Source organism: Cupriavidus necator (assembly GCF_016127575.1).
GTDB classification, from domain to species: domain Bacteria; phylum Pseudomonadota; class Gammaproteobacteria; order Burkholderiales; family Burkholderiaceae; genus Cupriavidus; species Cupriavidus necator_D.
On the sequence record NZ_CP066018.1, the window covers coordinates 1625542 to 1646338 of the forward strand.

A 20797-nucleotide genomic window follows, 5' to 3' on the forward strand; every position below is an offset into this window, starting at 1 on the left:
GTGCCGCCGGCATCGGACGCGGTTCCTTGCTGCGGTGTTCGCCAACGGTGTTCGCCGCAGCGTTCGCATTACCTGGCACCAACCGCAGCAATTCCCGCCATACAACGGCGGTATCAACGGCACTCCGCGATGGACATCTTCGGAATCCCCTTGCCGGCCATGCTTTCCCAGCTATTGCTGGGGCTGGTCAACGGCGCCTTCTATGCGATGCTGAGCCTGGGCCTGGCGGTTATCTTCGGCCTGCTCAACGTCATCAATTTCGCGCACGGCGCGCTCTTCATGCTGGGCGCCGTGCTGGCCTGGATGGGCATGGAGTACGCCGGGCTGAACTACTGGATCATGCTGCTGCTGTCGCCGCTGGTCGTCGCCGCACTGGGCGTGGTGATCGAGAAGACCATGCTGCGCTGGATCTACAAGCTCGACCATATCTACGGCCTGCTGCTGACGCTGGGCATCACGCTGGTGATCGAGGGCATCTTCCGCTCGATCTACGGCGTCTCCGGGCTGCCGTACTCGACGCCGGATGCGCTGCAGGGCGCGACCGACCTGGGCTTCATGATCCTGCCCAACTACCGCGCGTGGGTCGTGGTGGCGTCGCTGGTGGTGTGCTTTGCCACCTGGTACGTGATCGAGAAGACAAAGCTGGGCGCCTACCTGCGCGCCGGCACCGAGAACCCCAAGATGGTCGAGGCCTTCGGCGTCAACGTGCCGCTGATGGTGACCCTGACCTACGGCTTCGGCGTGGCGCTGGCCGCGTTTGCCGGGGTGCTGGCCGCGCCGGTGATCCAGATCTCGCCGCTGATGGGCCAGAACCTGATCATCATCGTGTTCGCGGTGGTGGTGATCGGCGGCATGGGCTCGATCATGGGCTCGATCCTGACCGGCCTGGGGCTGGGCGTGGTCGAGGGGCTGACCAAGGTGTTTTATCCGGAAGCGTCGTCGACCGTGGTGTTCTTCATCATGGTGATCGTGCTGCTGCTGCGCCCGGCCGGGCTGTTCGGGAAGGAGAAGTGATGAGCGCACCCTCCACATCATCGACGCCATCCACGGTGGCGGCCAACGCGGGCAACGCAGGAAAGGGACAAGGCGTGCAGAAGAAACTGTTGTACGGATTGCTGCTGCTGGCACTGGTGGCCGCGCCGCTGGCAGGTGCGTATCCGGTGTTCGTGCTCAAGGTGCTGTGCTTCGCGTTGTTTGCGTGCGCCTTCAACCTGCTGATCGGTTATACCGGGCTGCTGTCGTTCGGCCATGCGGCCTTCTTCGGCGGCGCTGGCTACGCGGCCGGCCATGCCATGAAGGTCTGGGGCGTGACCCCGGAAATCGGCCTGATCCTGGGCACCGGTGCGGGCGCGCTGATCGGCTACGTGGTGGGCTCGCTGGCCATCCGCCGGCAGGGCATCTACTTCTCGATGATCACGCTGGCGCTGGCGCAGATGCTGTTCTTTATCTGCCTGCAGGCGCCGTTCACCGGTGGCGAGGACGGCCTGCAGGGCATCCCGCGCGGCAAGCTGTTCGGTGTGCTGCCGCTGTCGGACGACCTGACGCTGTACTACGTCGCGCTGGCGATCATCGTGGCCGCCTTTGCGCTGATCGTGCGCACGGTGCATTCGCCGTTCGGCCAGATTCTGAAGGCGATCAAGGAGAACGAGCCGCGCGCGATCTCGCTGGGCTATGACGTCGACCGCTTCAAGCTGACCGCCTTCGTGCTGTCGGCGGCGCTGTCGGGGCTGGCCGGCTCGATCAAGGCGCTGGTGCTGGGCTTCGAGACGCTGACCGACGTGCACTGGTCGATGTCCGGCTCGGTCATCCTGATGACCCTGGTCGGCGGCCTGGGCACATTGTCGGGTCCGATTGTCGGTGCCTTCGTGGTGGTCGCGCTGGAGAACAAGCTGGGCGACATCGGCAACTTCCTGGCGTCGGTCACCGGCATCTCCTGGTTCGGCACGCTGGGCGAGTCGGTGACGATGGTGACCGGCGTGATCTTCGTGATCTGCGTGCTGACTTTCCGCCGTGGCATCATGGGCGAGCTGCTGGCGCGCTTCGGGGGCCACTCGGGCAAGCGGGAGTAACCCGGCAGGAGTGACCGCGGGTCGACATGCCCGATTCTGGGGCTAGGGTTTTTTCTAGCTTGTCCTCGATGCACCGCTTCGTTACATTCCATATACGGTTTTCGCAGGTTAAATGGAGGCGGAAGCGAGGAGACGACAGGCGCGCACCCGGTGTCGGGTAGCAGCGTTATAAATAAAGGGCGTTGCCGGGTGATCCTCGGCAACGCTTTTTTCATTTGGGCCTCCCAATCGCTGCTGTGGCGCTTTCGCCCCATCATGGGGCATCCAGGCTGCACCGGCATCACCTGGCTACCCTCCACATGCGACAATGCGGGCGCTCTCATTGCCCGCCATGCCTGCCGCACCTGATTCCCCCGACTCCCCAGCCGTTCCGGATCATCCCGACGCGCCCGCGCCGCAGGGTTTGGTACGCCTCGGACTGGGCGCCGACGCAGCCACGCTGGAAGCCTGGCTGGCTACGGTGCAGCCACTGCCGGTGCCCGCCGCGCGCGCGCGCCGGCTGATGCTGGACGAGCTGCTGGCCCAGTCCGGTCGCGGCATCTGCCTGCTGGTGGATGATGCGCAGGCTCCGCACGATCTGCTGGCGTGCCTGCCGGTGGCGCTGCTCCCGAGCCTCGAGCTTGCCGGGCTGGCCGCTTGCGGCATGGAGTGGTGGGTACGGCCCGGGCTGGACGGCGGGGCCCGCCGCGCCTGCCTTGAGGCCTGTTGTGCCACGCTGGCCGACTGGGGCCGCGCGCACGGTATCCGTCACGCGCTGCTGGCGCCGGGGCTGGCGGCAGGGCAAGGCGGCGCGCCGCCGGGCTTCTGCCCGCATGGCAACGGCATGTGGCACCGCAGCCTGGTGCCTGCGGCCAAGGTGCTGGGCTGAACTGATACCGCCCGGCAGCGCGCCGGCCCGCCCGCACCGATCTCCTCCGATCCTATCCCTTTTCGCTTTCCTGCTTCCTGCAATGACGGAATTCGCATTCCTGGCGGTTGCCGCCTTTCTCGCCGGCCTGATCGACGCGGTCGCCGGCGGCGGCGGCCTGGTACAGATCCCGGCGATGTTCTCGGCCTATCCCAATGTCGCGCCGGCCACGCTGCTGGGTACCAACAAGATGGGCTCGATCGCGGGCACCGCCAACGCGGCGCTGCGCTACGGCCGCAGCGTGCGTATCTACTGGGGAGCGACCGCGCCCGCGGTGGTGGCGGCCCTTGTCTTCTCGATGGCCGGTGCCTGGGCGCTGACCAAGATTCCGGCCGAACCGCTGCGCAAGGCGCTGCCGTTCGTGCTGGTGGTGTTGCTGGTCTACACCGTGGCCAAGAAGGACCTGGGTACGGAACACGCGCCGACGCTGTCGGGCGCGCGCGAGCGCATCGCGGCGCTGCTGGCCGGCGCCGTCATCGGTTTCTATGACGGCGTGTTCGGTCCGGGCACCGGCAGCTTCCTGATGATCGCGTTCGTGCGGGTGTTCGGCTATGACTTCCTGCACGCGGCGGCCTCGGCCAAGGTGGTCAACCTTGCCACCAACCTGGCGGCGCTGCTGTTGCTGGCCAGCAAGGGCCATATCTGGTGGCAGCTGGGCCTGGTGATGGCGGTGGCCAACATCGCCGGCAGCCAGGTGGGCAGCAAGCTGGCCCTGCGCCACGGCAGCGCCTTCGTGCGCAAGGTGTTTATCGTGGTGGTGAGCGCGCTGATCCTGAAGACCGCCTGGGACGCGTTCCTGCGCTGACGGCGAAGCCGGGCGGCGCTCGCGATGCGGGTTAATCCTCCCTTTTCGCGCCAAGTCGCTGTGCTAGACTCGATCCGAATTCCCGACCGCACGGTCGGTGAATAGCCGGATCGCGCCGATCCGGGGGAGTGGTGCGGACGGGGAAACTGGGGAGCGGCCTTGCGTCGTTCCTGGCTGTAGCGCAGGTGCCGGCGATGTGCCTGTGTTGACCCGAGGGGTCGATCAAGGCCCACTGAACCGGATGGAATGCGCACCCGCTGGGCTGCGCCTCATCCAGTTCAGTGGACCAGGGCATCCGCCGGTGGACGCCGGACGGATGCCTTTCCGTTTCAGGAACCGAGGAGACAAGATGGATTTCAAGCGCGCCAGCCTGCTGGCAATCGCTGCGGCGAGCCTGGTTGCCGGTGCAGCCCAGGCACAGGTCAAGGTCGGGGTGACGGTGTCGGCCACGGGTCCGGCGGCATCGCTGGGTATTCCGGAGAAGAACACCTTCACGCTGATGCCCAAGGAAATCGCGGGCAAGAAGATCGAGTACATCGTGCTGGACGATGCCTCCGACACCACCACCGCGGTCAAGAACACCCGCAAGCTGATCAGCGAAGACAAGGTTGACGTGGTGGTGGGTTCCACCGTGACGCCGAACTCGCTGGCGATGGTGGACGTGGTGGCCGAGAACGATACGCCGATGATCACCATGGCCGCCTCGGCCCGCATCATCGAGCCGATGGATGCCAAGCGCGCCTGGGTCTTCAAGACGCCGCAGAATGACTCGCACATGGCGACCGCCATTGCCGAGCATATGACCAACAACAACGTGAAGACGGTGGCCTTCATCGGCTTCGCGGACGCCTATGGCGACAGCTGGGCGCAGGAGTTCGCCAAGGTGGCGGAGCTGCGCAAGATCAAGGTGGTCGCCAACGAGCGCTTTGCCCGTACCGATACCTCGGTCACCGGCCAGGTGCTGAAGATGATGAGCGCCAATGCCGACGCCGTGCTGATCGCAGGCTCGGGTACGCCCGCGGCGCTGCCGGCCAAGACGCTCAAGGAGCGTGGTTTCAAGGGCAAGATTTACCAGACCCACGGTGTGGCCAATGCCGACTTCCTGCGCGTGTGCGGCAAGGATTGCGAAGGCACGTTCCTGCCGGCCGGGCCGCTGCTGGTGGCTGAGCAATTGCCGGACAGCAATCCGGTGAAGAAGCCGGCCATGTCCTACAAGACTTCTTACGAGAAGGCCTTCGGTGGCCAGGTCTCGACCTTCGGCGGTCATGCCTGGGATGCGGGGCTGATCCTGCAGCATGCCATCCCTGAGGCGCTGAAGAAGGGCCAGCCGGGTACCAAGGAATTCCGCAAGGCATTGCGGGATGCGATGGAGCAGACCAAGAATCTGCCGGTTTCGCATGGGATCATGAACATGAGTGCTACCGACCACCTTGGCTTTGATCAGAGGGCGCGGGTGATGGTGCAGATTGTTGATGGGAAGTGGAAGTTGTTGACTAAGTGAGGGTCGGGGGCGGCGTGGCGCTATGCGGTTGGGTGTCGCCCTTGGCAAGTGCTGCTGTTTCGCCGGCTTAGCCGGCGAGTCACTTTCTGTCCGAGCGACAGAAAGTAACCAAAGAACGCGTCGCCTATGCGGCTGGCAATAAATTGCACGGTGTTGGTGGTTCGCACGGTGGTGCTTGCCGTTCTGGCGTGGTTGCCCGTTCGACCCTGCTACGCCATGTGAGTCAGGGATAGTGCCTTCGATAACCCACTATTGAACAATCCCCATGCAGGGCGTAGGCCGCCTGCTGCAAACGGCATCGCCTGGACGCCTACGGCTGCTGCGCCGGCTCAAAGTGCGCTGACGGTCATTGGGCGCTTGCGCGAAACGCTACACCTGCCAAGAGCGACAACCAACCGCATGGCAACAATGCGAAACGCTCACGCCGCCATACACACCTCTCGTTAGGGCTTGCCTGTATTTCCACATTAGGCAATCCGTTTACTATTGCGTAAATCCCGAAGCACACAGCACCCTGTCGGCCCCCATATGATGCAGGCAGGTATTTCCAAGAGACGGGGAGACAATGGACTTATCAATCGCTGCCATCCTGGCCCAGGACGGCATCACCTCGGGCGCGATCTACGCGCTGCTGGCACTGGCCCTGGTGCTGGTGTTCTCGGTGACCCGGGTCATCTTCATCCCGCAAGGGGAGTTTGTTGCCTACGGCGCGCTGACGCTGGCGGCGATGCAGGCCGGTCACGCGCCGCAGACCAGCTGGCTGCTGCTGGCGATGGGGGCGCTGACCTTCATCTATGAAACCGTCACGGTGCTGCGCAGCGCCGAGTTGCGCCGCACGCTGGGCCAGCGGCTGGCGGTGCTGGCAGGCAAATACCTGGTGTTCCCGCTCGCGGTGCACTGGCTGGCGCAGCAGTATGGCGCGCAGCCGCTGCCGATGCTGGCGCAGATCGCGCTGACGCTGCTGATCATCATCCCGCTGGGGCCGATGCTGTACCGGCTGGCCTACCAGCCGCTGGCCGAGGCCAGCACGCTGGTGCTGCTGATCGTCTCGGTCGGCGTGCACTTTGCGCTGGTGGGGCTGGGCCTGGTGATGTTCGGGGCGGAGGGTTCGCGCACCAATGCGTTCTCGGATGCGCGCTTCGACGTGGGGGCGCTCAGCATCTCGGGCCAGAGCCTGTGGATCGTGGGCGTGTCGGCGCTGCTGATCGGCGCGCTGTACTTCTATTTCGAGCGCACGCTGCAGGGCAAGGCGCTGCGCGCGACCGCGGTAAACCGGCTGGGCGCGCGCCTGGTCGGTATCGGCACCACGCAGGCGGGGCGGCTGTCGTTCACGCTGGCCGCGGCGATGGGCGCGCTGTGCGGCATCCTGATCGCGCCGCTGACCACCGTGTACTACGAGTCGGGCTTCCTGGTGGGCCTGAAGGGCTTTGTCGGCGCCATTGTCGGCGGGCTGGTGAGCTACCCCGTGGCGGCGCTCGGTGCGCTGCTGGTGGGCCTGCTTGAATCCTATTCGTCCTTCTGGGCCAGCGCGTTCAAGGAGGTCATCGTCTTCACACTGATCATTCCGGTGCTGCTGTGGCGCTCGCTGACGAGCAAGCATGTCGAGGAGGAGGAATAAGCCATGACCATGCTGACCGACAAGCAGGCGCGGGTGGCCAGTGCCGAGGCAGGCAGCCGTGCGCGGCTGAACCGCAACCGGGTCCTGGTGCTGGCTTTCATTGTGGTGCTGGTGTTGCTGCCGGCGCTGCCGACGCCGGAGTTCTGGATCACGCTGGGCAATTACATCGGCCTGTACAGCATCGTGGCGATCGGGCTGGTGCTGCTGACCGGGGTGGGCGGCATGACCTCGTTCGGGCAGGCCGCGTTCGTGGGGCTGGGCGCGTACAGCACTGCGTACCTGACCACGCAGTTCGGGCTGTCGCCCTGGTTCGGGCTGATGGTGGGGCTGGTGATCACGATGGCATCGGCCTATGTGATCGGGCTGATCACGATGCGCATGTCCGGCCACTACCTGCCGCTGGCGACCATTGCCTGGGGCCTGTCGCTGTTCTTCCTGTTTGGCAACCTGGAGTTCCTGGGCAAGTATGACGGCCTGAACGGGATCCCGGTGCTGTCGCTCTTCGGCATCGAGCTGCAGTCGGGCCGCTCGATGTTCTACCTGATCTGGGCGGTGGTGCTGCTGGCCGTGCTGGCGATGCAGAACCTGCTGAACTCGCGCCCGGGGCGCGCCATCCGCGCGCTCAAGGGCGGTGGCGTGATGGCCGAGGCCATGGGTGTGAACACCGCATGGATGAAAGTGGTGATCTTCGTGGTGGCGGCGGTCCTGGCGTGCGTGTCGGGCTTCCTGTACGCGCACCTGCAGCGCGCGGTGAACCCGACGCCGTTCGGCCTGAACTACGGCATCGAGTACCTGTTCATGGCCGTGGTCGGCGGCGTGGGCCATGTGTGGGGCGCGGTGCTGGGCGCGGGCATCCTGACCATCCTGAAGGATGTGCTGCAGGGCGTGCTGCCCAAGCTGCTCGGTGCCAACGGCAACTTCGAGATCATCGTCTTCGGCGTACTGCTGGTATTGCTGCTGCAATACGCGCGCGATGGCATCTGGCCGTTCCTGCGGCGTCTGGTGCCTTCTGGTCCACCGGTGCTGGCGCCGGCGCAGGCCGAGGCCCTGGCCGTGCGCCAGAAGCCCGAGGCGGGCGACCTGATTCTGGATGTGCGCGCCGCGCGCAAGGAGTTCGGCGGGCTGGTGGCGGTGAACGATGTCAGCTTCCAGGTGCGCGCGGGCGAGATCATCGGGCTGATCGGTCCCAATGGCGCGGGCAAGTCCACCACCTTCAACCTGGTGACGGGCGTGCTGCCGGTCACGCGTGGGGAGGTGCGTTACCGCGGTGAAGTGATCTCGGGCCTGCCGTCGCGCGAGATCGTCAAGCGCGGCATCGGCCGCACCTTCCAGCATGTGCACCTGCTGCCGACCATGACGGTGCTGGAGAACGTGGCCATCGGCGCGCACCTGCGCGGTGATTTCCGCGCCCAGGGCGGCGTCTCGGCAGCGATCCTGCGCATGAACAAGGCCGAGGAAGAGAAGCTGCTGTTCGAAGCGAAGCGCCAGCTTGAACGCGTGGGCCTGGCCGATTGCATGTACATGGAAGCCGGCAGCCTCGCGCTGGGCCAGCAGCGGATTCTTGAAATCGCGCGTGCGCTTTGCTGCGACCCGGCGCTGCTGCTGCTCGACGAGCCGGCAGCGGGCCTGCGCTACAAGGAGAAGCAGGCGCTGGCCGAGCTGCTGCGCAAGCTCAAGGGCGAGGGCATGAGCGTGCTGCTGGTCGAGCACGACATGGATTTCGTGATGAACCTGACCGACCGGCTGGTGGTGATGGAATTCGGCACGCGCATTGCCGAGGGCGTGCCCGAGGAAGTGCAGAAGAACCCCGCGGTGCTGGAAGCCTACCTGGGTGGCGTGGAGTAAGGACCGGACATGAGCCTGATTCTCGAAGTGAAGGACCTCCACGTCCGCTACGGCAAGGTGGAAGCGGTGCACGGCGCCAACCTGAAGGTGGAGGCCGGCAAGATCGTCACGGTGATCGGCCCCAACGGTGCCGGCAAGTCGACCATGCTCAATGCGGTCATGGGTGCGCTGCCGGTGACGGGGTCGTCGAGCGGCTCGGTCAACTACCTCGGCCACGACATGGCCGGCATCCCGGTGGAATGGCGCGTTGCGCGCGGCATGTGCCTGGTGCCGGAGAAGCGCGAGCTGTTTGCGTCGATGACGGTGGAAGACAACCTGCAGCTGGGTGCCTTTCGCCGCAAGCGCGCCGGCGAGAAGAACTACCTGGACCAGATGGACGTGGTCTACGACCTGTTCCCACGCCTGCGCGAGCGTGCCCGCCAGGACGCCGGCACGCTCTCCGGGGGCGAGCGCCAGATGCTGGCGGTGGGCCGCGCGCTGATGGCCAAGCCGCAGCTGCTGATGCTGGACGAGCCCAGCCTTGGCCTGGCGCCGCTGATCGTGAAGGAGATCTTCCACATCATCAGCAATCTGCGCCAGACCGGCGTGGCCACGCTGCTGATCGAGCAGAACGCACGCGCTGCGCTGCAGGTGGCGGACTACGGCTATGTGATCGAGACCGGGGATATGGCGATGGAAGGGCTGGCCGACGAACTGGCGGCGAATCCGAAGGTGATCGAAACCTATCTTGGATTGGCAAAAAAGGCGGCTTAACCCGCCCGGTTTTCGCCAGAGGAATGAGGGTCTGCGGATGCAGGCCCTTTTCTATTGGTGGTGTGAATAACTTTGGGGATAACCCAATTCAGAGGCGCTTCGGGCGGATGTCGCTATCGGTGCGCTGATGTAGGTACGCAAATATCTACTGGGGTAATTTTTAGCAATCAAATTTACCGAATAACATCCATACAGATAATAATTTTAGGAATTTTATCTGTGGGATGAATGTATTTTTGCATAATTTTTTCCATGTTAGTCATCCGGAGAATAAAGTGTTGGTGCCGCTGCCTGTATCCTTCGCTGCGGTTTCCAGCAGCCAATCCCGGAAGCAGTTCAGCGCCGGATGATCGCGCCGTTCCTTCGGCGCACACAGGAAATAGCCCCGTTGCAGCGTAATTGGCAGGTCAAACGGCGCCGTTACGCGTCCGGCGGCAATTTCGTCGCGCACCAGGCAACGCTGCAGCACGGCGACGCCGATGTCGGCGCGCACCGCCTGGATCAGGATCGAGACCTGGTCGAACGCTGTGGATAACCTTGGCGCAGCGTTGGGTACGCCGGCGGCCTGCAGCCAGTTTTGCCAGTTCGCCGGTGCGGTGGTGTGGTAGAGCAGGGGCTCGTCCAGCAGCTCCGCAGGAGACTGCCAGCGGCCGGCCTCGCGCCGTGCCCGGGCGCGGTCCGGATGGCAGACCGGCACCAATTCACGTCCCACCACATAGTCGGCCTGCAGGCCGGGCCATTTGCCGGCTTCACCCGCCAGGATGGCGGCGTCGGGGGAGGGGCCGGAGAGGTCCTCGTCGCGCTGGTACGGGACGAAGTCCAGCCGGATTTCCGGATGGCGGCGATGGAAGTCCGGCAGGCGCGGCACCAGCCAGACGCTGGCCAGCGTGGGCACGACGGACAGCGTCAGGTGGTGCCGGCGGTTGCCGGCGCGCAGGGTGGCGCTGGCATGCTCGATCGTGGCCAGCGGCTCGGCCACGGCCTCAAGCAATTTCCGGCCGGCATCTGTCAGCACCAGCCGGTGGGCATTGCGCTGTAGCAGCGGCTGCCCGAAATGCGCCTCCAGCCGCGCGATGGCGCGGCTGATGGCACCCTGGGTCACGCACAGTTCGTCCGCCGCACGCGTGAAGCTGCCCAGCCGCGCCGCGGTGGCAAAGGCGTGCAACTCAGACATCGATGGGGAATGCAGCCGCATGGCGGGGGAAGGGAGGAAGGGCGGGACGGCTGCCGGAGCGGCCGCCGCAGGATGATCTTTGGTAATGCAAACGTGCAATATAGTCGTTTGTGCCCGCCCGGTAAACGGCTGACACTCGTCCGGTTCATGCACAAAACCAACAGGAGAATCCCCGTGATCCGAGCCAGGATGTCCCGCCGCCAGCTGCTGCTGTCCGGTACCGCCGCCGCTGCCACGCTGGCCTTTGCCGGCAACGCGTTCGCGCAAGCCAATTACCCGACGCGCCCGATCCGTCTGATCGTGCCGTTCGCGGCGGGTGGCTCCACCGACCTGTCGGCGCGCCTGGTGGCAGAGTTTGCCGGCCGCGAGCTGGGCCAGTCGATCGTGGTCGAGAACAAGGGCGGCGCCGGCGGCTCGCTGGGCATGGAGCAGGTGGCCAACGCCGCGCCCGATGGCTACACCATCGGCATGGCCACGGTCAGCACGCATGGTTCCAACCCGGCGGTGTACCCGAAGCTGAAGTACGACCCGATCAAGGACTTTGCCCCGATCACCAACGTGGTGTCGATGCCGAGCGTATTCACGGTGCATCCGAGCGTGCCGGCGAAAACCATGCAGGAGTTTATTGCCTTAGCCAAGGCCAATCCGGGGAAGTATTCAGTTGCCTCGCCGGGCACAGGGACCCTCGGCCACGTAAATCTTGAGAACTTCCAGATGCTGGCGAAGATCCAGCTGCTGCATGTGCCGTACAAGGGCGCCGGCCTTGGACTCAATGACGCGGTGGCAGGGCAGGTCAATGCAATCTCGGACAACCTGGCCTCCGCGCTGCCTCACGTGAAATCGGGCCGCCTGCGCGCGCTGGCGGTGCTTGGCGCCACGCGCTCGCCGCAGTTGCCAAACGTACCCACCTATGCAGAACTGGGCTACAAGGAGATGGGCGACGGCGGTTGGTTCGGCATCGTCGCGCCCGCGAATACGCCGCCCGCCATCGTCGCCAGGCTGAACCAGGCGATCCACAAGGCCATGCAGAACCCCGAGTTCAAGCGCAAGGTGGAAGAATCCGGCGGCACGCTGGTGCCGACTACGCCGGAGCAGTTCAAGGCGCAGATCCAGCAGGCGATGGCGCGCTACGCCCGCGTGGCCAAGGCTGCCGATATCAAGCTGGACTGAGGCATGGCGGAGGCAATCAACCAAGCTGCGGTACTGCCGCCGGTCATCGTACGCCTGCCGGAAGGGGAGGCGCTGCCGCTGGTATGCGACTCGCCGCACAGCGGTACCGAGTACCCGGCTGACTTCGGTGCGGCGATCCCGGCCGCGCGCCTGCGTGGCGGCGAGGATACCCACGTCGATGCCTTGTGGGAGGCCGTGCCCGCAGCAGGTGGTACGCTGCTGGCGGCCACTTTCCCGCGGGTCTATATCGACCCGAACCGGATGCCCGACGACATCGACCCGGCCCAGCTCGACGGCACCTGGCCGACGGCATTGGCCCCGGGGCCGAAGACGCGGCTGGGCTTCGGCCTGATCTGGAGCCGGGTCGACGCCAGCACGCCGATCTATGACCGCCGCCTGTCCGTGACGGAAGTGCAGGCCCGTATAGACCGCTACTACCGGCCATACCATGCGGCGCTGGCCGAGGCCGTGGAGGGCGCCCACCAGCGCTTTGGCGCGCTCTGGCACCTGAACCTGCACTCCATGCCCAACAACGCCTACGAGCGGCTCAAGATCGCCAGCCCGCATCCGCTGGCGGACTTTGTGCTGGGCGACCGTGACGGCACCACCTGCGAGCCGGGACTGGTCGACCTGGTCGAACGGGAACTGCGCGGCATGGGTTACACGGTGGCTCGCAACGACCCGTACAAGGGCGTGCAGCTGATCGCGCAGATTGGCCGGCCGGCCGAGCGGCGCAATAGCCTGCAGATCGAAATCCGGCGGCCGCTGTATATGGACGAGGTGACGCGCGAGCGCAATGCCGGGTTCGCCACCTTGCAGCGCGATCTTGACAAGCTGACCCAGCAGGTTACGGGCTATATCCGCGCGCAGCTTTGAGGCGCTTGTTCCTCGTGAAACATCAGGCCGGGCCATGTGCCCGGCCTTTTTGTTTCACGTGGAACATAACGTCGCTTTCGAGCGACTCGCCGGGTATCGCCAACGCCATGTTTCACGTGAAACATGGTTACCATCGGAAGGCGGCTAGTCGATTGCCGCTATAATTTCGCATTCCCGTATTTTCCCGCCAGCCTCCCGGAGGAGGTGTCCCATGCTTTACCCAAAAGAATTCGACGTCATCGTCGTCGGCGGTGGCCATGCCGGCACTGAAGCTGCACTCGCCGCGGCCCGTATGGGCTGCCAGACGCTGCTGCTGACTCACAACATCGAGACGCTGGGCCAGATGAGCTGCAACCCGTCCATCGGCGGCATCGGCAAGGGGCACCTGGTCAAGGAAGTGGACGCCATGGGCGGTGCCATGGCCGCCGCCACGGACGAGTCCGGCATTCAGTTCCGCATCCTGAACTCGAGCAAGGGCCCTGCGGTGCGCGCCACGCGCGCCCAGGCTGATCGCGTGCTGTACCGCAAGGCCATCCGTACAAGGCTGGAGAACCAGCCGAACCTGATGCTGTTCCAGCAGGCGGTGGACGACCTGATGGTTGAGGGCGATCGCGTAGTCGGCGCCATGACCCAGGTGGGCATCGCCTTCCGCGCCCGCGCGGTGGTGCTGACCGCCGGTACCTTCCTGGACGGCAAGATCCACGTCGGGCTAGACAACTACACCGGCGGCCGCGCCGGCGACCCGGCAGCAGTGTCGCTGTCGGCACGCCTGAAGGACCTGAAGCTGCCGCAAGGCCGCCTGAAGACCGGCACGCCGCCGCGCATCGACGGCCGCACCATCGATTTCTCGGTGATGGAAGAGCAGCCCGGCGACCTGGATCCGGTGCCGGTGTTCTCCTTCCTGGGTCGTCCGGAGCAGCACCCGCAACAGCTGCCGTGCTGGATCACCCATACCAACAGCCGTACCCACGACATCATTCGTGGCGGGCTGGACCGCTCGCCGATGTACACCGGCGTGATCGAAGGGGTAGGGCCGCGCTACTGCCCCAGCATCGAGGACAAGATCCATCGCTTTGCCACCAAGGAAAGCCACCAGATCTTCCTGGAGCCCGAAGGCCTGACCACCAACGAGTTCTACCCCAATGGGATCTCGACCAGCTTGCCGTTCGACGTGCAGCTGGAACTCGTGCACTCGATCCGCGGGATGGAGAACGCGCATATCCTGCGCCCCGGCTATGCGATCGAGTATGACTACTTCGATCCGCGCGGGCTGAAGGCATCGCTGGAGAGCAAGGCCATCAGCGGCCTGTTCTTTGCGGGACAGATCAATGGCACCACCGGCTATGAAGAAGCCGCCGCGCAGGGCCTGCTGGCCGGCATCAATGCTGGCTGCTATGTGCGCGAACGCGATGCGTGGACGCCGCGCCGCGACCAGGCCTACCTGGGTGTGCTGGTCGACGACCTGATTACTCGCGGTGTGACCGAGCCGTACCGCATGTTCACCAGCCGCGCGGAATTCCGCCTGAGCCTGCGGGAAGACAACGCCGATATGCGGCTGACTGAGGTTGGCCGTGAACTGGGCGTGGTCGACGATGCGCGTTGGGATGCCTTCAACCGCAAGCGCGACGCTGTTTCACGTGAAACAGAGCGCCTGAAGAGCACATGGGTGAACCCGGCGATGCTTCCGGGCGAAGACGCCGTGCCGCTGCTGGGCAAGCCGATCGAGCGCGAGTACAGCCTGGCCGACCTGCTGCGCCGGCCAGAAGTCCGCTATGAAGCACTGATGGCGCTGCAGGGTGGCCGCCATGCCCCGGAAACGCCGTTGGACGCCGAGCCGATGCTGGCAGAGCAGATCCGCGAGCAGATCGAGATCGGCATCAAGTACCACGGCTATATCGCCCGCCAGGCGGCGGAGGTCGACAAGCTGGAAGCCAACGAGTCGACGCGCCTGCCGGAAGGGCTGGACTACACCGAAGTGCGTGGCCTGGGCTTCGAGGTCAGCCAGAAGCTGAACCAGCATCGTCCGGAAACGCTGGGCCAGGCCTCGCGCATTTCCGGCGTGACGCCGGCCGCGATCTCGCTGCTGCTGGTGCACCTGAAGAAGAAGGGGCTGGGGCGCACGCGCGCTGAGTCGGGCGCGCCTTCGGGCAACTCTGAAGAGGCTGCTTGAGTGCCCGGTCCGCGACACACCATGACCGACGACGCCACGCAGCGCCGTCGCCTTGAAGCCGGTCTGGCCCAGATCGGACTGGCGCTGGCGCCGGCCCAGATCGACACCTTGTTTGCCTACCTGGCGCTGCTGCGTAAATGGAACGGCGTCTACAACCTGACCGCAATCCGCCACCCCGATGAGATGCTTACGCATCACATGCTGGACTCGCTCGCCGCCGTGCCGGCACTGGCCGAAGCCGCGCGTGCCGCAGAGGTAGGCACGCCGGCGCGGGGCAGGGTATTGGACGTGGGCTCGGGCGGCGGCATGCCCGGCCTGCCGCTGGCCATCGCCTGTCCCGACGTGTCGGTGCTGATGGTGGACATCGTGCAGAAGAAGACCGCCTTCCTGACCCAGTGCCGTGCGCAACTCGGGCTCTCCAATGCCGCGGCGCATTGGGGGCCGGTGGAGAAGCTCGACGATGCCAGCGGCTTTGCCGTGATCACCTCGCGCGCGTTTGCGGAACTGACTGATTTCGTGAACCTGTCGGGCCAGCTCCTTGCACCGCACGGCAAGCTGATCGCCATGAAGGGGGTTTATCCACAGGCCGAGCTGGACCGCATGGAAGCTGCCGGGCTGATGGCGCAATGGCAGGTCGATGCGGTTCCCCGCATCACCGTGCCCGGGCTGGATGCCGAGCGCCACCTGGTGGTGCTGTCGCGGCGCGCAAGCGCCCACGCATGACGTACGCCGCGGCGCTGCGTGCAGCGCCGCGAACTGCCAGCCCCGCGCTGGCCGGATGAATTGAAGCAGGAGCCTCAGTAGCTTATGGCCAAGGTATTCGTGATCGCAAACCAGAAGGGCGGGGTAGGCAAGACCACCACCACGGTGAACCTCGCCGCCGGCCTGGCCGCGCAGGACCAGCGCGTGCTGCTGGTCGACCTGGACCCGCAGGGCAATGCCTCGATGGGTTCGGGCATCGACAAGCAGGCGCTGGAGCACAGCGTGTACCAGGTGCTGGTCGGCCTGGCCAGCATCAAGCAGGCGCGCCAGCGTTCCGAGACCGGCAGGTACGATGTGCTGCCCGCCAACCGCGAACTGGCCGGCGCGGAAGTGGAACTGGTCGAGCTGGACCAGCGCGAGCGCCGCCTCAGGCAGGCCATCGCAGAGGTCAATGACGAATATGACTTCGTGCTGATCGACTGCCCGCCGTCGCTGTCGCTGCTGACGCTGAATGGCCTGTGCGCCGCGCATGGCGTGATCGTGCCGATGCAGTGCGAGTATTTCGCGCTGGAAGGGCTGTCGGACCTGGTCAACACCATCAAGCAGGTGCACGCCAACCTGAATCGCGACCTGCAGGTGATCGGCCTGCTGCGCGTCATGTTCGATCCGCGCGTCACGCTGCAGCAGCAGGTGTCGGCGCAGCTGGAATCGCACTTCGGTGAAAAGGTCTTCAAGACCCTGATCCCGCGCAATGTGCGGCTGGCCGAGGCACCGTCCTATGGCATGCCGGGCGTGGCGTTCGATCCGTCATCGAAGGGCGCCAAGGCGTACCTGGATTTCGGCGCCGAGATGATCGCGCGCGTCAGGCAGCTGGGCTGAAGGAGAGGGCAAGCATGAGCACTGCAAAGAAAAAGGGCCTGGGCCGCGGCCTTGAAGCGTTGCTGGGCGGGCCGGCCGAAATCGTTGAATCGGTGAAGCAGGAGGGTGCGCCCACCGTGCTGCGCCTGAACCAGTTGCAGCCGGGCAAGTACCAGCCGCGCACGCGCATGGATGAAGGCGCGCTGCAGGAACTGGCCGCCAGCATCCGCGCGCAGGGCCTGATGCAGCCGATCCTGGTGCGCCGTGTGGCCGAGCCGGACCGCTATGAAATCATCGCGGGCGAGCGGCGCTTCCGCGCGTCCAAGCTCGCCGGCCTGGACAAGGTGCCGGTGCTGGTGAAGGACGTGGCCGATGAAGCCGCGGCCGCGATGGCGCTGATCGAGAACATCCAGCGCGAAGACCTGAATCCGCTGGAAGAAGCGCAGGGCATCATGCGCCTGATCCGCGAGTTCAGTTTCACGCATGAGCAGGCGGCCGAGTCGGTCGGCCGTTCGCGCAGCGCGGTGTCGAACCTGCTGCGCCTGCTGAACCTGGCCGCACCGGTGCAGACCATGCTGATGGCGGGCGACCTCGACATGGGCCACGCGCGCGCGCTGCTGGCGGTGGACGGCGCCAACCAGATCACGCTGGCCAACCAGATCGTGAACAAGCGGCTGTCTGTGCGCGAGACCGAGAAGCTGGTGGCGTCCACGCTCAAGCCGTTCGACCTGAAGTCGCTCAAGCAGAAGGGCGCCAACAACGTGCGCGACGTGGCACGGCTGGAAGAAGAACTGTCCGATGCGCTGGGCCTGGCGGTGCAGATCAAGCTGGGCGCGCGCGGCAAGGGCCAGCTCACCATCCACTTCAGCGACAACGACGCGCTTGAAGGCGTGCTCGTGCGGCTGCGCGAATCGACTGAAAAGCAGAAGGTCGCCTGAGGCAGGGTGCCAAGGCGCGCGTAACTTTGCGTGCGCAATTCGGTGCGATTAACGGCCATTGCGGCGATGACTGTTGCGTGTACGCTGCAGTGTCCGTTCCTGGGACCGGTATACGTACGGCGTACCCGGTAATCCCTCATCATGCGCAGGGTTCGCTGCGCAATCCAATTACGTCAAACATTATTGCTGCGCAATTTTTGTGAAGCCATCATGGCATCGTGATGGCAACCGTTGTGCGCAACACACTGCAAGCTAAATGTAAGCAGATTGACGCGAATCAGTAGTTCCCCTTAAAATCGTGCGGTTTGAATTCTGGTCGGGCCGAAAAGTTCCGGCCTGGAATAAGGCGAGCAGTAGTGGTTCAAGACCGTCAGCAGCGAGGCGCCGGGTCCCGTCAGGAAGATGACTGGGACGACTGGAAAGAAGGCGCAGACCGTGAGGAAGAGGCTGTCGATCCGCTGTCGCACGCCGAGGCGGTGACGCTGTTTGGTGAGCGCGCGTTGCGCCCTTCGCGCATGACCCCGGGCAAGGTTGTCCTGGCGCAGGTGATGGTCACCCTGCTGTCGGCACTGTGCTGGGCGCTGTTCGCGAAAGAGGCCGGCCCGTATGGCTGGTCGGCGCTGTTCGGCGGCATGGTGTGCTTCGTGCCGAGCGGGTTCTTCGCGTTCCGCCTGTGGCTGGCGCGCGACCGGGCTTCGGTCGGCGGACTGGTCCTGGGCGAGGCGATCAAGGTCTTTGGCACGGCGGCTCTGCTGGTGCTGGTGGTGGTGCTGTACCGGGATCTGCGTTGGGTGCCGATGCTGGTCACGTTCCTGCTGGCGCTAAAGACATATTTGGTGGTGGCTCTGGTGATCCGCTAGGCCAGCCGCACGAAGGCGGTGCCTCATCCGGAAATGGGGCACCAAGACGGAATATCAAGATTTGCCGTGCCGGTTTCACAGTGGTGACACCGGACACGGCCAAGGTTGGACCCCGCTTGCATTGCGGTGACCGGCGAATCCGCCGAAGGCAATGCAAGTTGCGTACCGGGCGTTGGCCAGACAGTGGCGGCGCGCGGCCCGAAGATTTCGCAATATACCGTTCGTATCGACATGTCTGATGCTACCCAAGGCGCCGAACACGCGCTGACACCCTCCGGCTATATCGCCGAACACTTGCAGAACTTGAACTCGGTCGGCGGCAAGCAAGCGTCGGTGGTCGATTTCTCCGTGATCAACTACGACACGGTGTTCTGGTCCGTGCTGTGCGGCGCCATCGCCGTGCTGTTCCTGTACGCCGCCGCGCGCCGCGTCACCGCTGGCGTGCCGGGCCGCTTCCAGGCCTTCGTCGAGATGATCGTCGAGATGGTCGATGACCAGGCCAAGGGCATCATCCACGGCGACCGTTCGTGGATCGCGCCGCTGGCGCTGATGGTGTTCTGCTGGATCACCATGATGAACGCGATCGACCTGATCCCGGTGGACTGGGTCAACGGCCTGAATCAAGTCCTCGGCATCTTCCACCTGCACATCCCCCACCACCGTGCAGTGGCCACGGCCGACCTGAACGGCACGCTGGGCATGTCGTGCTCGGTGCTGGTGCTGATGATCTACTACAGCTTCAAGATCAAGGGCACGGGCGGCTTCATGCACGAACTGTTCTCGGCCCCGTTCGGCGCCAAGTGGTATCTGGCCCCGTTCAACCTGGTCCTGAACCTGATCGAATTCCTGGCCAAGGCCGTTTCGCTCGGCATGCGATTGTTCGGCAACATGTACGCCGGCGAACTCGTGTTCCTGCTGATCGCGCTGCTGGGTTCGATCTGGACGTTCGGCGCCGACCTGTCCGCGCTGGGCTTTGTCGGCCACGTGCTGGCCGGCGCGGTATGGGCGATCTTCCACATCCTGATCGTCCTGCTCCAGGCCTTCATCTTCATGATGCTGACGCTGGTGTACATCGGCCAGGCTCACGATCACCACTGATTTTCGGTTTTTTGGTTTTTTGGTTTTTTGGTTCTAAGTCTCTCTAAATTAAAGGAGTCGTCATGCAAGAATTTCTCGCCAACATCCAGGGTCTGACCGCCATCGGTATCGGCATCATCATCGGCCTGGGCGCTATCGGCGCCTGCCTGGGTATCGCCCTGATGGGTGGCAAGTACATCGAAGCCTGCGCACGTCAGCCCGAGCTGATGAACCCGCTGCAAACCAAGATGTTCCTGCTGGCTGGCCTGATCGACGCGGCATTCCTGATCGGCGTGGGCGTTGCAATGCTGTTCGCCTTCGCCAACCCGCTGCTGGCTGTCATCAAGTAATTCTTTTCGGTCTGCATGATGCTGACGGGCGGCGCGGGCCACCAGCCTGGCCGCCTTTTGTGCATTTATCTGTAGTTTGATTACCGAAAGGAACACACCATGAATCTGAACGCAACGTTTTTTGCGCAGATGGTCGTGTTCTTCATCCTGTGGTGGGTTGTTGCCAAATTCATTTGGCCGCCGCTGGTGAAGGCGCTCGACGAACGCGCAAAGAAGATCGCCGATGGCCTCGCCGCTGCCGAGAAGGGCAAGGCCGAGCTCGAACTCGCCAACAAGCGTGTGGACCAGGCTATGGCCGAAGCCCGCACCGAGGGTGCACAACGCGTCGCTGACGCCGAGAAGCGCGCCCAGCTGACGGCAGACGAGATCAAGCAAAACGCCCAGGCAGAAGCCGCACGCATCATTGCCCAGGCCAAGGCCGAAGCAGAACAGCAGGTTACCCGCGCACGCGAAGCACTGCGTGACCAGGTTGCCGTGCTGGCCGTCAAGGGTGCCGAGCAGATCCTCAAGCGTGAAGTGAACGCGCAGGTCCACACCGACCTGCTCAATCAACTCAAGGCTGAGCTCTAATCATGGCTGAAACCGCAACCATTGCCCGTCCCTACGCTGAGGCGCTGTTCCGCGTCGCCAGCGAATCGAGCGCAGGCAACCTGGGTGCATGGTCCGAGCTGGTGTCGGAGATGGGGCAGGTTGCTGCCAATCCCGACATGAAGGCGGTAGCCGGCGATCCGAACGTTCCCGGCGACAAGCTGGCCGAACTGTTCCTGTCGGTGCTGAAGTCCCCGCTGAATGACGAGGCTCGCCGCTTCGTCAAGCTGCTGGTGGATAACGGCCGCCTGACGGTGATGCCGGAAATCGCCGAGCAGTTCCATGTGCTCAAGAACGCCCGCGAAGGGTCGTCGGATGTCGAGATCACCAGCGCATTCCCGCTGGAAGGTTCGCAGTTGAACGACCTGGTCGCTGCACTCGAACGCAAGTTCGGCCGCAAGCTGTATGCGCAGGTGGCGGTGGACCCGTCCCTGATCGGCGGCGTGAGCGTCAAGGTCGGCGACGAAGTGCTCGACACCTCCGTGCGTTCGCGCCTGGCTGCCATGCAAGCCACGCTGACCGCCTGACCGCACCGG

20 protein-coding genes are annotated in these 20797 nt (G+C 64.7%); 19 read left to right on the forward strand and 1 reads right to left on the reverse strand.

All coding sequences use genetic code 11. From position 1 onward, the window contains the following. Window positions 1-129: 129 nt before the first annotated feature. From I6H87_RS07500 to I6H87_RS07535, 8 genes are all read left to right on the forward strand, one after another. Window positions 130-1014 (forward strand): branched-chain amino acid ABC transporter permease, encoded by an 885-nt coding sequence (locus I6H87_RS07500; protein WP_010811285.1) that lies wholly within the window; start codon window positions 130-132, stop codon window positions 1012-1014. Next, on the forward strand, window positions 1014-2069 hold the full coding sequence (locus I6H87_RS07505; RefSeq protein WP_010811284.1) for a branched-chain amino acid ABC transporter permease: 1056 nt from the start codon (window positions 1014-1016) through the stop codon (window positions 2067-2069). Before I6H87_RS07500 ends, I6H87_RS07505 begins: the two co-directional genes overlap by 1 nt. A 331-nt stretch (window positions 2070-2400) precedes the next feature. Then, a complete protein-coding gene (locus I6H87_RS07510) occupies window positions 2401-2937 on the forward strand; it encodes a hypothetical protein (RefSeq protein WP_041687574.1) in 537 nt (178 codons plus the stop codon). A gap of 82 nt (window positions 2938-3019) precedes the next feature. Then, window positions 3020-3781 carry a sulfite exporter TauE/SafE family protein gene (locus I6H87_RS07515; RefSeq protein ID WP_011616237.1) on the forward strand — a complete coding sequence of 254 codons (762 nt, stop codon included), beginning with the start codon at window positions 3020-3022 and terminating at the stop codon, window positions 3779-3781. 349 nt (window positions 3782-4130) lie between these two features. Beyond that, a complete protein-coding gene (locus I6H87_RS07520; protein WP_010811281.1) occupies window positions 4131-5282 on the forward strand; it encodes an ABC transporter substrate-binding protein in 1152 nt (383 codons plus the stop codon). Between the two features lie 565 nt (window positions 5283-5847). Continuing rightward, a complete protein-coding gene (locus I6H87_RS07525; protein WP_010811280.1) occupies window positions 5848-6900 on the forward strand; it encodes a branched-chain amino acid ABC transporter permease in 1053 nt (350 codons plus the stop codon). A 3-nt stretch (window positions 6901-6903) separates the two neighbouring features. After that, on the forward strand, window positions 6904-8745 hold the full coding sequence (locus I6H87_RS07530; RefSeq protein ID WP_010811279.1) for a branched-chain amino acid ABC transporter ATP-binding protein/permease: 1842 nt from the start codon (window positions 6904-6906) through the stop codon (window positions 8743-8745). Window positions 8746-8754: 9 nt separating this feature from the next. Then, on the forward strand, window positions 8755-9498 hold the full coding sequence (locus I6H87_RS07535) for an ABC transporter ATP-binding protein (RefSeq protein WP_011616236.1): 744 nt from the start codon (window positions 8755-8757) through the stop codon (window positions 9496-9498). Between the two features lie 259 nt (window positions 9499-9757). On the opposite strand, the gene I6H87_RS07540 is transcribed toward I6H87_RS07535, so the two are convergent. Then, entirely contained in the window at window positions 9758-10693 is a 936-nt protein-coding gene (locus I6H87_RS07540; RefSeq protein ID WP_041687572.1) for a LysR substrate-binding domain-containing protein, read from the reverse strand. A 168-nt stretch (window positions 10694-10861) separates the two neighbouring features. On the opposite strand from I6H87_RS07540, the gene I6H87_RS07545 reads away from it, so the two are divergent. From I6H87_RS07545 to I6H87_RS07595, 11 genes are all read left to right on the forward strand, one after another. Beyond that, window positions 10862-11842, forward strand: a complete 981-nt coding sequence (locus I6H87_RS07545; protein WP_010811276.1) for a tripartite tricarboxylate transporter substrate binding protein BugE — start codon at window positions 10862-10864, stop codon at window positions 11840-11842. 3 nt (window positions 11843-11845) lie between these two features. Further along, the gene (locus I6H87_RS07550; protein ID WP_011616233.1) at window positions 11846-12718 is read left to right on the forward strand and encodes an N-formylglutamate amidohydrolase; all 873 of its coding nucleotides are present in this window, start codon (window positions 11846-11848) and stop codon (window positions 12716-12718) included. 211 nt (window positions 12719-12929) lie between these two features. Next, window positions 12930-14888 carry a tRNA uridine-5-carboxymethylaminomethyl(34) synthesis enzyme MnmG gene (gene mnmG / locus I6H87_RS07555; protein ID WP_010811274.1) on the forward strand — a complete coding sequence of 653 codons (1959 nt, stop codon included), beginning with the start codon at window positions 12930-12932 and terminating at the stop codon, window positions 14886-14888. Window positions 14889-14909: 21 nt separating this feature from the next. After that, window positions 14910-15611, forward strand: a complete 702-nt coding sequence (rsmG, locus tag I6H87_RS07560; RefSeq protein WP_011616232.1) for a 16S rRNA (guanine(527)-N(7))-methyltransferase RsmG — start codon at window positions 14910-14912, stop codon at window positions 15609-15611. Window positions 15612-15695: 84 nt separating this feature from the next. Next, on the forward strand, window positions 15696-16469 hold the full coding sequence (locus tag I6H87_RS07565) for a ParA family protein (RefSeq protein ID WP_010811272.1): 774 nt from the start codon (window positions 15696-15698) through the stop codon (window positions 16467-16469). 14 nt (window positions 16470-16483) lie between these two features. Next, a complete protein-coding gene (locus tag I6H87_RS07570) occupies window positions 16484-17386 on the forward strand; it encodes a ParB/RepB/Spo0J family partition protein (protein ID WP_010811271.1) in 903 nt (300 codons plus the stop codon). 356 nt (window positions 17387-17742) lie between these two features. Then, on the forward strand, window positions 17743-18246 hold the full coding sequence (locus I6H87_RS07575) for an ATP synthase subunit I (RefSeq protein WP_010811270.1): 504 nt from the start codon (window positions 17743-17745) through the stop codon (window positions 18244-18246). Window positions 18247-18477: 231 nt separating this feature from the next. Further along, window positions 18478-19344, forward strand: coding sequence for a F0F1 ATP synthase subunit A (atpB, locus tag I6H87_RS07580; RefSeq protein WP_037025280.1), 867 nt, complete (start codon window positions 18478-18480; stop codon window positions 19342-19344). Between the two features lie 62 nt (window positions 19345-19406). Then, window positions 19407-19673: a F0F1 ATP synthase subunit C gene (gene atpE, locus I6H87_RS07585; RefSeq protein ID WP_010811268.1), complete on the forward strand. Its 267-nt coding sequence runs from the start codon at window positions 19407-19409 to the stop codon at window positions 19671-19673. 99 nt (window positions 19674-19772) lie between these two features. Then, the gene (locus tag I6H87_RS07590) at window positions 19773-20243 is read left to right on the forward strand and encodes a F0F1 ATP synthase subunit B (protein WP_010811267.1); all 471 of its coding nucleotides are present in this window, start codon (window positions 19773-19775) and stop codon (window positions 20241-20243) included. Window positions 20244-20245: 2 nt separating this feature from the next. Continuing rightward, window positions 20246-20788 carry a F0F1 ATP synthase subunit delta gene (locus I6H87_RS07595; protein WP_010811266.1) on the forward strand — a complete coding sequence of 181 codons (543 nt, stop codon included), beginning with the start codon at window positions 20246-20248 and terminating at the stop codon, window positions 20786-20788. Window positions 20789-20797: the final 9 nt, after the last annotated feature.

What these genes read in the sequence shown, in the direction of transcription:
- I6H87_RS07525 (WP_010811280.1), top strand. Translation starts at nt 5,848, where the DNA reads ATGGACTTATCAATCGCTGCCATCCTGGCCCAGGACGGCATCACCTCG.
- I6H87_RS07540 (WP_041687572.1), bottom strand. Translation starts at nt 10,693, where the DNA reads ATGCGGCTGCATTCCCCATCGATGTCTGAGTTGCACGCCTTTGCCACC.
- rsmG (WP_011616232.1), top strand. Translation starts at nt 14,910, where the DNA reads ATGACCGACGACGCCACGCAGCGCCGTCGCCTTGAAGCCGGTCTGGCC.
- I6H87_RS07535 (WP_011616236.1), top strand. Translation starts at nt 8,755, where the DNA reads ATGAGCCTGATTCTCGAAGTGAAGGACCTCCACGTCCGCTACGGCAAG.
- I6H87_RS07515 (WP_011616237.1), top strand. Translation starts at nt 3,020, where the DNA reads ATGACGGAATTCGCATTCCTGGCGGTTGCCGCCTTTCTCGCCGGCCTG.
- I6H87_RS07570 (WP_010811271.1), top strand. Translation starts at nt 16,484, where the DNA reads ATGAGCACTGCAAAGAAAAAGGGCCTGGGCCGCGGCCTTGAAGCGTTG.
- I6H87_RS07505 (WP_010811284.1), top strand. Translation starts at nt 1,014, where the DNA reads ATGAGCGCACCCTCCACATCATCGACGCCATCCACGGTGGCGGCCAAC.
- mnmG (WP_010811274.1), top strand. Translation starts at nt 12,930, where the DNA reads ATGCTTTACCCAAAAGAATTCGACGTCATCGTCGTCGGCGGTGGCCAT.
- atpB (WP_037025280.1), top strand. Translation starts at nt 18,478, where the DNA reads ATGTCTGATGCTACCCAAGGCGCCGAACACGCGCTGACACCCTCCGGC.
- I6H87_RS07595 (WP_010811266.1), top strand. Translation starts at nt 20,246, where the DNA reads ATGGCTGAAACCGCAACCATTGCCCGTCCCTACGCTGAGGCGCTGTTC.
- I6H87_RS07500 (WP_010811285.1), top strand. Translation starts at nt 130, where the DNA reads ATGGACATCTTCGGAATCCCCTTGCCGGCCATGCTTTCCCAGCTATTG.
- I6H87_RS07530 (WP_010811279.1), top strand. Translation starts at nt 6,904, where the DNA reads ATGACCATGCTGACCGACAAGCAGGCGCGGGTGGCCAGTGCCGAGGCA.
- I6H87_RS07565 (WP_010811272.1), top strand. Translation starts at nt 15,696, where the DNA reads ATGGCCAAGGTATTCGTGATCGCAAACCAGAAGGGCGGGGTAGGCAAG.
- I6H87_RS07545 (WP_010811276.1), top strand. Translation starts at nt 10,862, where the DNA reads ATGTCCCGCCGCCAGCTGCTGCTGTCCGGTACCGCCGCCGCTGCCACG.
- I6H87_RS07520 (WP_010811281.1), top strand. Translation starts at nt 4,131, where the DNA reads ATGGATTTCAAGCGCGCCAGCCTGCTGGCAATCGCTGCGGCGAGCCTG.
- I6H87_RS07510 (WP_041687574.1), top strand. Translation starts at nt 2,401, where the DNA reads ATGCCTGCCGCACCTGATTCCCCCGACTCCCCAGCCGTTCCGGATCAT.
- I6H87_RS07550 (WP_011616233.1), top strand. Translation starts at nt 11,846, where the DNA reads ATGGCGGAGGCAATCAACCAAGCTGCGGTACTGCCGCCGGTCATCGTA.
- atpE (WP_010811268.1), top strand. Translation starts at nt 19,407, where the DNA reads ATGCAAGAATTTCTCGCCAACATCCAGGGTCTGACCGCCATCGGTATC.
- I6H87_RS07590 (WP_010811267.1), top strand. Translation starts at nt 19,773, where the DNA reads ATGAATCTGAACGCAACGTTTTTTGCGCAGATGGTCGTGTTCTTCATC.